Raw genomic sequence first — 12606 nt, 5'->3', positions numbered from 1 at the left:
GAAGTGAATCCGCCCCATCACTTCGATTGCGGCGACGGGATTCCTGCCGCCACAAAAAGTCTACATAGGAGAAGCATGCGTATTCGAATCGCTTCTGCCACGGCCATTGTGGCCGCGACACTGCTGTTGACGGGCTGCGTGGAAAGCAGTACCGGAAACGATAAAGCGGAAGGCAATCTCGTAGGCAAGGGCGAAGGCGCGAAATGCCAGATCGAGGATCCCGTCAAAGTGGGCGCTGTATTCAGTCTCACCGAGGCGGCTGCCTTCGCCGGCACATACCAGAAAGAGGGCCTGGAACTGGCCTTCAAAGAACTGAACAAAAAGGATGGGGTCGAATACGAACTCATCCAGGAAGACGACAAGACGGACGTCAAGGCGAGCCTCGCCGCTTTCGAGAAGCTCATCGACCGTGAGAAGGTAAGCGCGATCGTCGGCCCCACACTGTCCAACTTGGCCTTCAAGACCTATCAGGACGCCGAGCAGGCGGGCGTCCCCGCCCTCGGAGTGTCCACCACCGCCGAAGGCATCCCCGACATCGGTGACTACATCTTCCGGAATTCGCTGCCCGAGCAGTACGCCCTCGCCGCCAGCATCCCCGCGGCGAAGGACGCGCTCGACCTCAAAAAGGTCGCCGTCCTCCACGACGAGCAGGACGAATTCACCGCCTCGGCCTACAAGACCATGAAGGAAACCCTCAAAGAGGCGGAGATCGACATCGTCGCCGACGAGCAGTTCCAGACCACCGACACCGAATTCCGGTCGCAACTGACCAACGTCAAGAGCGCCAAACCCGACGCGCTCGTCCTGTCCGCCCTGCCCGGTGCCACCATCCCGCTGGTCAAACAGGCCCGCGAACTCGGCATCGACGCACCCATCGTGGGCGGAAACGCCTTCAACTCGCCCGTGCTGATCAAGCAGCTCGAGGACGCCGCCGAGGGACTCATCGTCGGTGGCGCCTGGAGTGCCAAGACCGAGACCCCCGGCAACGCCGAATTCATCAAGGCCTACAAGAAGGCCTACGACAAGGATCCCGACCAGTTCGCCGCCCAGGCGTACACCGCCGGATTCCTCATCGATGAGGCCGTGCGCACCGACTGCGACGGCAACCGGGACGCCATAAAGGACAATCTCGGCCAGATCCTGAAGTTCGACACCGTCCTGGGCAAGCTGTCCCTGGACGAGACCGGCGAGGTCCACCAGGAACCGGTCGTCCAGATCGTCGAGGACGGCAAGCTCACCCCGCTCAAGAAGAAATAGCGCTTCGGTCAGGCTCACCGAGCCGCCTACCCGGTGAGCCTGGCCGCGCGCCCCGCGCGTCGGGTGTTCGCGTGCCCGACTCCGGTGGAAAGGCCCCTCATGTTGCAGCAACTCGCCAACGGGTTGTTCTCCGGCGCGATCTACGCCCTGTTCGCGATCGGCTTCACATTGGTGTTCGGGATCCTGCGGCACCTCAACCTGGCGCACGCCGCCATCTACACCGCCGGTGCCCTGATCGGCATCGAACTCGTCGAGGGCCAGGGTCTGCCGCTGTGGCTGGCCTTCCCGCTGGCGATCCTGGCCGGGACGGCGCTCGGCCTGATCCTGGAACGCTCGGCGTTTCGGCCGCTGGCCGGGCGTCGCGACGAACACTTCGCCGGACTCATCTCCTCCGTCGCCTTCGGAGGGATGCTGATCGCGCTGTTGCAGGCCCGGTTCGGTTCCGAGCCGCGCAGCTTCTCGCAGTCGGCGTTCCCCAACGAGATCCTCACGATCGCGGGGGTGACCGTCAGCCTGGCCCAGCTGCTCACCCTCGGACTCGCCCTGGCACTCATGCTGGGCCTGGCCTGGCTGCTGTCGAAGTCCGCGCTGGGCCGCGCGATGCGGGCGGTGGCCGAGAACCCCCGCGCCGCCCGGGTGCTCGGCATCAATGTGGAGGGTGTCACCGCCGGAACCTACGCGCTGTCTTCAGCGCTGGGTTCGTGCGCCGGAGTGCTGATGGCGCTCAACGTCGGCCAGGGCGACCTGCGCATGGGGCTGTCCATCGAGCTGACCGGCTTCGCCGTCATCATCCTGGGCGGCCTGGGTTCACTGTGGGGAGCCATGGCGGCGGGCCTGCTGCTCGGCTTCGCCGAGGCGTTCACGGTGCACCTCATCGACTCCACCTGGAAGAACGTCGTCGCCTTCGTCCTGCTGTTCGTGATTCTGCTGACGCGACCCCAGGGCCTGTTCGGACAAGTCAAGACCCGGGAGGTTTGATGTTCGACGGTTATGAATCCCTGCTCACCACCATCGCCCTGACCGGCATCCTCGCCTACTCGTTCCACATCGTCCTCATGAGCGGACAACTGAGCCTCGGCCAGGCCGGGTTCGCCTCGCTGGGGGCCTACACCTCCGCGCTCGTCGTCCCCGAGACCCCGTTGTTCGGGTCGCTGTCGCCCGCCATCGTCGGCATCCCCGTGGGAGCCGCCGTCGGCGCCGCCGCCGCCGTCCTGTTGGGACTGCCGGTGCTGCGGCTGCGCGGCGTGTTCCTGGCCATCGCCACCATCGCCTTCGCCGAGGTGGTGCGCATCTACATGGTCAACGCCTCGTGGACCGGCGGACCCGAGGGCATGTACCTGGACAAGTGGGTGACCCCGGAGCTGGCCTGGCTGGCGCTGATCCTGGTGGCCTACACCGTGTGGCGGCTGGGACCGTCCCGGATGGGCCGGGCGCTGGCCGCCGTGCGCGAGGACGAGGTCGCCGCCGGGGCGATGGGCATCAACGTGTCCCGGGCCCGGATGGCGGCCTTCACCGCCTCGGGCGCGCTGGCGGGCATGTACGGCTCACTGTTCGCGTTCTTCGCCCGGGGCATCGAACCCGGCGACTTCAACTTCACCATGATGCTCGACGGCCTGGTCACCGCCATCGTCGGCGGTTTCCTGGTGTTCTTCGGGCCCATCATGGGCAGTGGTTTCCTGAACCTGCTCCCCGAACTGCAACGGGCCACCGGACTGGAAGCCGGGTGGATGCACCCCTTCGTCACCGGCGCGTTGCTGCTGCTGGTCATCCTGTTCCTGCCCGGCGGACTGTCCAGTCTGCTCACCTGGATCAGGCCACGGACGAAACCGCTCGGCTCGGCCGGCGCCGCCCCGCCGGTACTGCCGCCGCTGCCCGCCGCCGGGATCCCGATCCTGGAGTTGTCCGGCCTGGGCAAGGACTACGGCGGCGTGCACGCCGTGCGCGGCGTCGACCTGACGGTGCGCAGTGGCGAGATCCTCGGCGTCATCGGCCCCAACGGCGCCGGAAAGACCACATTGGTCAACATGATCAGCGGCCTGACCGCGCCGACCAGCGGCACCGGGGAGGTGCTGGGCGTACGACTGGGCAACCGGATGCGACCGCACCGCCTCGCCGGGGCCGGGGTGAGCCGCACCTTCCAGCACTCCAAACTGTTCGGCCGACTGTCGGTGCTGGACAACGCCTTGATCGGCACCCACGTGGTCTGCCGTCCCACGTTCCTGCGACGGCTGCTGTGGCTGCCCTCGGCGCGGGCCGACGAACGCCGGGCCGTCGCGCAGGCGATGACGCAGCTGGAACGGGTCGGGCTGGACGACAAGTCGCACCTGGCCGCCGACGAACTGTCCTATGGCGACCAGCGGCGGCTGGAGATCGCGCGGGCGCTGGCCTCGCATCCCAGTCTGCTGATCCTGGACGAGCCCGCCGCCGGGATGAACCACGTCGAGGCCTCCGACCTGTCCAAGGCGATCCGCTCGGTGGCCGACGAGGGCATCACCGTGATCCTGATCGAGCACAACGTCCGCATGGTCATCGACACCTGCACCAGGGTGGCGGTGCTCAACTTCGGTGAGGTGCTGGCGGTGGGCGATCCGGTGGCCGTCGCGGCCGATCCCGAGGTGATCGGCGCCTACCTCGGCGCGGAGGATCCGGAGGACACCCATGTCCGATGAACTGCTGCGAGTGGACGGTCTGCACGTCTCCTACGGACGGGTGCGGGCGGTGCGCGACGTGTCGTTCACCGCCCCGCGCGGCGAGCTGATCAGCCTGGTCGGCGCCAACGGCGCGGGCAAGTCCTCGGTGCTGGGCGCGGTCTCGGGACTGGTGCGTCCGAAGTCCGGGACCGTCCACTATGACGGCGCGAACATCACCCGCTGGCCCGCGCACCGGCGGGTCGCCGCCGGAATGGTGCTGGTGCCCGAGGGCCGACAGATCCTCACCACCCTCACGGTCGCCGAGAACCTGCTGCTCGGCGGCTGGCGGCGACGCCGCGCCGCGGCCACCATCGCCGAGATGTACGAGCTGTTCCCGGTGCTGGCGCAGCGCCGCGACCTGTCGGCGGGGACGCTTTCCGGTGGGGAGCAACAGATGCTGGCCATCGCCCGCGCGATGGTCGCGCAGCCGCGGGTGCTGCTCATGGACGAACCGTCCATGGGGCTGTCGCCCAAACTCGTCGACGAGGTGTTCCGGGTGATCGAGACGATCCGGGCCACCGGAGTGACCATTGTGCTCGTCGAGCAGAACGCCCGGCGGGCGCTGCGCGCCGCGGATACCGGATATGTCCTGGAAACCGGGGTCGTCTCGCATTCGGGACCGGCACCCCGGTTGCTAGCCGATCGGCGGGTAGTTGACGCCTATTTGGGGGGTTGACGTGTATCGCGTCGACCACACAAGGTGTCGAGATATGCAAATACGTAGATCACTGATCTAGCGAAGAAAAGCACGACCACCCGGTGGGAGTCCTGGGTGAGCCCATTATGGAAGGCACAGGGACATGACGACCTCAGCATCCGCCGTGAGACGTCGCTCGAAGACAACCCGGTTCAGGAACATGCGCATCGGCTCGAAACTGGCGCTCATCCTGCTGATACCGCTGGTGGCGCTGTCGGGGGTGGTGGCGGTGCGGCTGGTCGACTCGACATTGGAGGCCCTGCGCATCGGCGACACCGCCCGCGTCGTCGAACTGACCAAGACCGTCGCCGAGACCCTGAGCGCGCTACAGGAGGAACGCCACCAGATGGCGGTCCAGATCTACGGCGACGAACTGAACCTCGACGAGGACCAGCGCGACCTGCGGCATCTGGACGAGGCCGTCTACGCCACCGACGAGAAACTCGGCGCGCTGAAACAGGCCCGCGAGACCTTCGAGGGTGACGCCGAGGTCAGGGAACAGCTGGAGCAGGCCGACAAACCGCTCAACCGGCTCGACCGGGTCCGCTCCGCCGAACTCGACGAGTCCGAAGAGGTCTATCTGACCGTCTACGACGCGGCGGTGCGGCGGCTGATGCGGGTGCTCGACCGCGCCGTCGACCTCGTCGACGACGCCGAACTGAGCCGGCGGGTGCGGGCGGCTTCCCTGCTGGCGTCGGCGGACGAGTACTCCGAGCGGCTGCGGGTACTGATCCTGCAACTGCCGGACGGCAAACCGCTGGCGGCGGCCTACCGGCCCTTCATGACGCTGAGCCTGTCGCGGTCGCAGACGATGAGCGAGTACCGGCGCATCGGCGGCGAGGCCGTGTTCGAGGCCGGTGGTCTGGGCGGTGGCGCCGCCCGTCCGGCCAACTCGCTGGAGAGCACCGTGGCCACCAGCCGCACCGACGAGAACGTCGACATCGACCACGCCGAACTCATGGGCGCCTACGACGCCCGGCACAAGGACACCGCCACCTATGTGGACGACACCCAGGACTCCGCGGTGACGCTGGCCCGCTCGATCCGCGACGACGTGGTGCTGCGGGTGCTGATCGAGACCGTGATCGTGCTGCTGACCGTCGCCGTGGCCGTGATGGCGACGCTGTGGCTGGGCCGTCCCGTCATCCGGGGACTGCGGCAGCTGCGCGACTCGGCCCGCCGCATCGCCTACGAGGAACTGCCCACCGCCGTCAAGCAGGTCAGCGAGCACGAGGGCCTGGCGGGCCTGACCCCGCGCGAGTTCGCCGACAACACCGCCGCCCCGCTCAAGACCCAGGGCGCCGCCGAGATCATCGAGGTCGGGGAGGCGTTCGACGACGTCCACCACGAGGCGATCCGGGTGGCCGCCGAACAGGCGCTGCTACGGGTCCACATCGGAACGATGTTCGTCCGGCTCGCCCGGCGCGGCCACTCGCTCACCGGGCGGCTCACCGCCACACTGGACGAAGCCGAGCGCGACGAGCAGGACCCCAACCGGCTGCAACTGCTGTTCCGGCTGGACCACCTGGTGGCACTGCTGGGACGCGCCAACGACAGTCTGCTGGTGCTGGGCGGCGCCGCCGCGGCCCGGGTGCGCACCAGCGACGAGAAACTCAACGACGTCCTGACCGCGGCCCAGTCCCACACCGAGCACTACACCCGCATCAACGTCACCACAGTGGACGAGGGCGTGTGGATCTCCTCGACGGCCGTCGAGGACGTGGTGCAGATCCTGGCCGAACTGATGGACAACGCCACCCAGTACTCGCGCCACCCCACCGAGGTGATCGCGCGCTACCTCACCGACCGGGTCGTGATCCAGATCCGCGACTACGGCATCGGCATCGATCCACAACGGATGTCCCGCTACAACGCCCGACTGGGCACCCGGGCGCCGCTCGACCTGGAGGCGATGCAGTCGATGGGCCTGACCGTGGTCGGGCAACTGGCGAAACGGCACGGCATCCAGGTGCGGCTGCAACCGGCCACCGAGAGCTCCGGCACCACCGCCGAGGTCGTGCTGCCGCACTCGATCCTGCGCTTCGCCCGCGACCTGACGCAGCAGCGGCAGCTCAGCAACGCCGCCCCCGCCGACGCCACGGAGGCGCCACTGTTCCGGGGCGGCCTGCTGGGCATCGGCAGCGGACCCGCCACCGTCCCCGACGCCGCGGCCGGGCTGCCGGTCATCCACTTCGAATGGCAGACGGTGCACGCCGACAGCTCGCTGCGCGCCGGCGCCGCGCTGCCCAGCCGGGAGACCACCTACGACGAGGTCACCGGGCTGCCCCGCCGACGCCCGCGATCCCAGCTGGTTCCCGGCGCGGTGGCACCGACCCACGACCGTCCCGACGCGCCCGCCCGGCGCGACCCCGAAGCGATCGGCGCCACCTACACCGCCTTCGCCCGGGGACTGTTCGGTGACGCCGGCGCTTCGCCCACAGACTCAAGGAGCTAACGGTGTACAACGGTGAAGACCTGAACTTCCTGCTCAACGACTTCGTCACCCGGGTCCCGCATGTCACCCACGTCATCGCGGTGTCCGCCGACGGGCTGCTGGTCGCCCGCGACGACGCGCTGCCGCAGGAACAGGGCGAGCGGCTGTCCGCGATCGCCTCGGGACTGGTGAGTCTGCTGGCCGGGGCGGCGCGGTCGTTGCAGGCCGACCCGGTCATCAGCAACCTGACCCAGACCCAGGAGGGGTTCATGTTCTCGATGTCGGCGCCGGGCGGCGCCAGCCTGCTCGCCCTGTCCGACAAGAGCTGCGACATCGGCCAGGTGGGGCACGAACTGGCCACCCTCATCAACCAGGTGGGGGACTCGCTGACCTCGCCCGCGCGCTTCGGTCGCGGGTGACCGCGGCCGGCATCAGTGCCGGATCAGGGGTTTGTCAGCGCGGCCGGACAACCTCGGTGTCACATCCGAAATCGAGGGAAGGACACCGAGATGACCAACGACCGAGCCGCACTGCGGGAAGCACTGGAATGGGGAGTCGAACAGGGAGCGCCCAGCGTCGCGGTGCAGGTCAGTGACGCAGACGGGACCTGGTTCGACGCGGTCGGCAAGAGCGACCTGGTCACGGGCGCGGAACGGGAACCGGGGGAGCAGCTGCACACCGGCAGCATCTCCAAGGCCTTCACCGCCGTCGCGGCGCTGAACCTGGCCGCCGAGGGCAGGCTCAGCCTCGACGACACCGTCGAGAAGTGGCTGCCCGGCACCGCGAACGGCAACGGCTACGACGGTTCGACGATCACACTGCGGCACCTGCTGAACAACACCAGCGGCCTGTTCGCGACCGGCATGGCCGTGGAGGTCCAGAACCGCTACAACAAACGCTCGGCCTTCGACAAGCACCGCCACGACGTGTGGGAGATCGACGACGTGCTGAAGCTGGCGGTCTCCGAGCCGCCGGTCGGCGAACCGGGCGAGAAGTTCTGGTACTCCAACGGCGGCTTCGGTTTCGCCGGGGCGATCATCGAGAGGGCCAGCGGTGCCAGCCTCGAATCCGAAGTGGAGCGCGCGGTGCGTCCGCTGGGCCTGGCCAACACCTTCATGCGCGAACGCGCCGACGAGGGCTACCGGGGCCCGCACCCCAAGGCGTACTCGAAGCTGTTCGTGAAGGAGGGGGTGCGGCCCGAGGACGTCACCGCCGAGAACTGGCAGTCCATGATGGAAGGACCGGAGCTGGAGCCGTTCGACACCACCGACGTCAACACCTCCGGTGGCTACGGGGCCGCCAACGTCGTGTCGAACTTCGACGACCTGCTGGTGTTCTACAAGGCGCTGATCACCGGCAGCCTGCTGCCGCAGGAGCAGAACGCGGAGCTGTGGAACACGGTGTCGACCAAGGGCGGGTACTGGATGCTCAACTCCCGCTACGGGCTGGGCGTGTGCGAGCTGACGTTGTCGGACGGGCAGAAGGTCCGCGGCGGCGGCGGTCAGAGCTTCGGCACCATCACGCTGGTACTGGGTTCGCCGGACGGGGAGCGCATGGTGGCCATGCACACCAACAACGACTGGCTGACCTTCCCGGTCTTCGACCGGATCACCGAGGCCGTGTTCGGCGCGAACGGGATCGGCCTGGAGGGTTGATGACCCGGACCGGTGCGTCCGCCGAGCTGGAGGGTCTCGGCGGACGCGCCCTTCGCGCGTCAGTCCCCGTCCGCGAGCCGGTCGTCCAGGGTCGCGCGGTCGGGCAGGAACCACAGCTGATCGCCCCGGTTCGACTCGGCGACGAAGGCCGCCAGCGCCGAGCTGTCGGCGGTGTGGGTGCTGATGTCGCCGATGATCACCAGCCGGGTGCGGTAATTCACGAACTTCTGGGTGACCTCACCGGCCAGGCCGCTGCGCAGCTGGAAGAACTTGTCGGCGATCCTGTCGGCCGGGATCACGACCAGATCGGCCTCGTTGGCCATGGCCTCGCCGAGCAGGTCCACGAAGTCCTCGACCTCGCGCAGCTGCGGGCCGTCAGCGGGCAGCTTGAGAACCGTCGTACCGTTCTGCCTGGTCACCATTGCTGTCATGGCCGCGAACCATACCCGGGCCGGGCCGGGTTGGGAACCAGATTTCCACTCTCAGGCCAGGCCCGCCTGGTAGCCGATGATCGCCGCCTCCACCCGGTTGCGCACGCCGAGCCGTTGCAGGATCGCGCTCACGTGCGCCTTGACGGTCCCCTCGGTCAGGTGCAGCCTGCGGCCGATCTCCTGGTTCGACAGGCCGCTGGCGATCAGGCCCAGTACCTCGTTCTCGCGCGGCGTCAGCTCCGCGACCTTGCGCTGCGCGCCGGTGCCACGGGTGAGCCGGTCGGTGTCGAACTCGGCGATCACCCGTCCGGCCACCCGGGGCGACAGGTACGCGGCCCCGTCGGCCACGGCCCGCACCCCGATGATGAGCTCCCGAGGATCGCTGGCCTTGAGCAGGAACCCGGCCGCGCCCGCGTCGAGGGCCCGCGCGATGAACTCGTCCTCGTCGAAGGTGGTCAACATGACGCAGCGGGTCGCGGGGGCGGCCTGACGCAGCTCGGCCAGGGCACCCAGGCCGTCCAGCACCGGCATCCGGATGTCGATGAGCGCCACGTCGGGCCGGTGGGCGCGCGCGAGTTCGACGGCTTCGCGGCCGTTGCCGGCCTCGGCCACCACCTCGATGCCGGCGTCGGTGGTCAGGATGGACTTGACGCCTTCGCGGACCATGTTCTCGTCGTCGGCGAGCAGTACCCGGATCACGGGGTGGCTCCGTTCGTGTCGGTGGGATCGTCGGGCTGTCGGGCCGTCGTGTCAGGGCCGTGCGGCGGTGTCGCGGCATGCGGGATGCGAGCCTCGACGCGGAAGCCGCGCCCGTGCCCGGCCGCCGCGAAGCTGCCGCCCAGCAGCTCGACCCGCTCGCGCAGGCCCGTCAGTCCCTGACCGGTCCCGGCCAGCGACAGCGGGACCTCGCGCGGCGCGTCATTGGTCACACGCACCTCGGTCGCGTCGGCGGCCCGCTCCACGACGACCTCCACATCGGACCCGGGAGCGTAGCGCGCCGCGTTGGTCAAGCCCTCCTGAACCACGCGATACACCGCTCGGTCCACCAGCGTCGGCTGAGCCGCCTTGCTCCCGTCGAGCCGCTGGCTCCTCGGCTCGGCCGCTGGCTGGCCAGCCGTGTCGCTTGCCCCCGGCGCTTGGCTCACCTGCCCAGCCGCGAGCTTCGAGCCGGAGCCAGCTGTCCCGCCCGCTTCCGGCATTTGGCTCACCTGCCCAGCCGCGAGCTTCGCATCGTGGCCAGCCGTCCCGCCCGCCTCCGGCTCCCGGCTCACCAGCTCGATCGGGGGCTCCGCGTCGAGGCGGTTCGCCTCGGTTTCGTTGTGCCGCAACGTGACCGCCATGCCGGCTTCGACGGCTCGCTCGACGAGGGCGGTGACGTCCTCGTCCGGCGGGTGGGTGGCGGCGGCCTGGCCGGGGGAGCGCAGCAGCGCGATCGTGTGGCGCAGCTCGTCGGTGGCCGACACCGCGTCGGCCCGCAGTCGTTCGGCCGCGAGCCGGTGTTCGTCCGACAGCCCCTGGGCCAGCTCCAGCGAACCCGCCCGCAACGCGATGAGCGCCAGGCTGTGCCCCAGGGAGTCGTGCATGTCGGCCGCGATCCGGGCCCGTTCGGCCAGCCGGGCCCGCTCGGCCACCAGCCGCTGCTCGCGTTCCAGCTGGTCGGCGCGCTCGCGTTCGGCCGTCACCAGCCGGGCCTGCTGCTGCCGGGACCGGCCGATCAGCCAGGGCAGTGCGACGAAGACCGCGACGCACAGCGTCGCGGTGGCCGCGCCCCATTCCACGACCACGGCGCTGGCCGCCGTCAGCGCGGTGACGACGGCCAGGAACTCGCCGTCCCGCCGCCCCGCCAGGCGGCGCCCGGCCAGGTACGCGGGCACCACCACGATCACGGCCAGCGCCACCCGCCAGCCGGGCGCGCTCCCGGCGAAGCCCAGCCCGTTCCAGGCGCTGAGCCCCGCCAGGGCGAGAATCGCGAACTTCGAGGTCACGGCGGGCATGCTACGTCGTGGCCCGAGAGCGACGCAGCCGGACGAGCCTCACCGCGCGCACCCCGGTCACCAGCAGCCCGCCCAGCGTCGCGATCGACAGCCAGACCAGCATCGGGAACCACACGTAGAGGTGCTCGGTCCAGGTCGCGGTGCGTCCGGCCGCGACCAGGCCCGCCAGCCACGGATAGCTCAGCAGCACCAGCGCCGGGAACAGCGCCCGCGAACCCGCCAGCACGTTGCGCCACAACGGACGGTCGACCCGCCGCCTGGCCCACACGCCGCTGCGGTACCACCGCCACGCCGCCCAGCCGATGGCCGCCAGTGTCAGCAGCCCCAGGACGAGGTCGTTGGTGGACTGTGGCGAGTCGGTCGTCGACGGTTGGTCGCCTTCGGACAGTGCCATGAGGCCCTCGGTGAGGTCGTAGGGCACGTCGGCGGCCATCGACATGCCGGTGTTGGCCATGACCGCGAAGCCGTACCCGGTCTCGGGGATCACGAGCTGTCTTGCGGTGTAGGTGAACCAGACACCGCCGTGGTCCAGGACGGTCGCGCCGTCCCGTTTACCGACGTTCCAGCCCAGCGCGTAGCGACCGCGCGGGTCGGACGGTTCGTGCAGTTCGGCAAACCCCTTGGCGGACACCAGTTCCCCGCCGTCGCCGTTGTTGACGGCGAGCCAGTTCGCCATGTCCTCGGCGGTGGAGATGATCCCGTCCGAGCCGTTGACGAACCGGTGCGGCTCGGCGGCGGCCCGCTGCCCGTAGGCGGCGAAGTGCCCGCGCGGCAGCTTCGCGTCGTCGGTGACGTCGACCGTGCTGGTCTTGGTCATCCCCAACGGCGCGAACACTTCCGTGTCCAGGTACTCGCCGAACGGTTCGCCACTGACCTTCTCCACCAGCCGGGCCGCCACGTGGAAGTTCGGATTGTGGTAGTTCCACGACTTCCCGGGCGCGGTGGCCAGTTCCGCGTCGGCCAGCCGCGACACCGAACCCGCCAGGTCCGACGGTTGCGCCTCCACCTTCTCGGAGAACGTCCCGTCGGACATGCCGGAGGTCTGGTTCAGCAACTGCCGCACGGTGATCCGCTTCGCCCGGGGATCGTCCATCGTGAACTCACTCAGGTACTCGCGTACCGGCGCGTCCAGGTCGACCTTGCCCTGTTCGCTCAGCCGCATCACCGCCAGCGCGGTGAACGACTTGCTCAGCGACGCGATGGGCATCGGGGCCTCGCCGGTCAGTTCAGCGCCGGTCGAGTCGGTGCCGTAGCCCTTGGCCACGACGACGTCGGTGCCCTTGGTCACCGCGACGGTGACGCCCTTGACGCCCGCGTTCTCCAGGTATTCGCCGACGAACGCGTCGACGCTTCGCTCGTCGAGTCCGCTGTGGGGTTTCGCCGCGGCCACCCCCGGGGTGACCAACAGGGCCGCCGCGGCGACCGCGATCACGATGCGTTTCATGGAT

11 protein-coding genes are annotated in these 12606 nt (G+C 69.2%); 7 read left to right on the top strand and 4 right to left on the bottom strand.

The window, feature by feature from the left end; all coding sequences use genetic code 11:
• The first annotated feature begins 75 nt into the window (after nt 1–75).
• The 7 genes from SNAS_RS27720 (at nt 76) to SNAS_RS27690 (ending at nt 8733) form a co-directional block, all read left to right on the top strand.
• Nucleotides 76–1257 carry an ABC transporter substrate-binding protein gene (locus SNAS_RS27720; protein ID WP_013020804.1) on the top strand — a complete coding sequence of 394 codons (1182 nt, stop codon included), beginning with the start codon at nt 76–78 and terminating at the stop codon, nt 1255–1257.
• Nucleotides 1258–1356: 99 nt separating this feature from the next.
• Complete coding sequence (locus tag SNAS_RS27715; protein ID WP_013020803.1) at nt 1357–2235, top strand: branched-chain amino acid ABC transporter permease; 879 nt, start codon at nt 1357–1359, stop codon at nt 2233–2235.
• Nucleotides 2235–3926, top strand: a complete 1692-nt coding sequence (locus tag SNAS_RS27710) for a branched-chain amino acid ABC transporter ATP-binding protein/permease (protein WP_013020802.1) — start codon at nt 2235–2237, stop codon at nt 3924–3926. Before SNAS_RS27715 ends, SNAS_RS27710 begins: the two co-directional genes overlap by 1 nt.
• Entirely contained in the window at nt 3916–4623 is a 708-nt protein-coding gene (locus SNAS_RS27705) for an ABC transporter ATP-binding protein (RefSeq protein ID WP_013020801.1), read from the top strand. Before SNAS_RS27710 ends, SNAS_RS27705 begins: the two co-directional genes overlap by 11 nt.
• A gap of 181 nt (nt 4624–4804) precedes the next feature.
• Nucleotides 4805–7099: a sensor histidine kinase gene (locus SNAS_RS27700; RefSeq protein WP_013020800.1), complete on the top strand. Its 2295-nt coding sequence runs from the start codon at nt 4805–4807 to the stop codon at nt 7097–7099.
• 2 nt (nt 7100–7101) lie between these two features.
• Nucleotides 7102–7497 carry a roadblock/LC7 domain-containing protein gene (locus SNAS_RS27695; RefSeq protein ID WP_013020799.1) on the top strand — a complete coding sequence of 132 codons (396 nt, stop codon included), beginning with the start codon at nt 7102–7104 and terminating at the stop codon, nt 7495–7497.
• 90 nt (nt 7498–7587) lie between these two features.
• Nucleotides 7588–8733, top strand: coding sequence for a serine hydrolase domain-containing protein (locus tag SNAS_RS27690; protein ID WP_041625222.1), 1146 nt, complete (start codon nt 7588–7590; stop codon nt 8731–8733).
• Nucleotides 8734–8792: 59 nt separating this feature from the next.
• On the opposite strand, the gene SNAS_RS27685 is transcribed toward SNAS_RS27690, so the two are convergent.
• From SNAS_RS27685 to SNAS_RS27670, 4 genes are read right to left on the bottom strand one after another with little or no spacing between them, the layout of a single operon-like run.
• Complete coding sequence (locus SNAS_RS27685) at nt 8793–9164, bottom strand: DUF4180 domain-containing protein (RefSeq protein ID WP_013020797.1); 372 nt, start codon at nt 9162–9164, stop codon at nt 8793–8795.
• A gap of 51 nt (nt 9165–9215) precedes the next feature.
• Entirely contained in the window at nt 9216–9863 is a 648-nt protein-coding gene (locus tag SNAS_RS27680) for a response regulator (RefSeq protein WP_013020796.1), read from the bottom strand.
• Complete coding sequence (locus tag SNAS_RS33425; RefSeq protein ID WP_169313929.1) at nt 9860–11149, bottom strand: sensor histidine kinase; 1290 nt, start codon at nt 11147–11149, stop codon at nt 9860–9862. The genes SNAS_RS27680 and SNAS_RS33425 overlap by 4 nt, the downstream gene beginning before the upstream one ends.
• Nucleotides 11150–11159: 10 nt before the next feature.
• Entirely contained in the window at nt 11160–12602 is a 1443-nt protein-coding gene (locus SNAS_RS27670; protein WP_013020794.1) for a serine hydrolase domain-containing protein, read from the bottom strand.
• Nucleotides 12603–12606: the final 4 nt, after the last annotated feature.

Source organism: Stackebrandtia nassauensis DSM 44728, assembly GCF_000024545.1.
GTDB lineage: Bacteria > Actinomycetota > Actinomycetes > Mycobacteriales > Micromonosporaceae > Stackebrandtia > Stackebrandtia nassauensis.
Note: the sequence above shows the minus strand (reverse complement) of the source record. Positions and strands in the feature narration are given on the sequence as shown.

Coding starts and splice junctions, on each gene's coding strand:
- SNAS_RS27720 (WP_013020804.1), top strand. CDS start 76: ATGCGTATTCGAATCGCTTCTGCCACGGCCATTGTGGCCGCGACACTG.
- SNAS_RS27715 (WP_013020803.1), top strand. CDS start 1,357: ATGTTGCAGCAACTCGCCAACGGGTTGTTCTCCGGCGCGATCTACGCC.
- SNAS_RS27710 (WP_013020802.1), top strand. CDS start 2,235: ATGTTCGACGGTTATGAATCCCTGCTCACCACCATCGCCCTGACCGGC.
- SNAS_RS27705 (WP_013020801.1), top strand. CDS start 3,916: ATGTCCGATGAACTGCTGCGAGTGGACGGTCTGCACGTCTCCTACGGA.
- SNAS_RS27700 (WP_013020800.1), top strand. CDS start 4,805: ATGCGCATCGGCTCGAAACTGGCGCTCATCCTGCTGATACCGCTGGTG.
- SNAS_RS27690 (WP_041625222.1), top strand. CDS start 7,588: ATGACCAACGACCGAGCCGCACTGCGGGAAGCACTGGAATGGGGAGTC.
- SNAS_RS27685 (WP_013020797.1), bottom strand. CDS start 9,164: ATGACAGCAATGGTGACCAGGCAGAACGGTACGACGGTTCTCAAGCTG.
- SNAS_RS27670 (WP_013020794.1), bottom strand. CDS start 12,602: ATGAAACGCATCGTGATCGCGGTCGCCGCGGCGGCCCTGTTGGTCACC.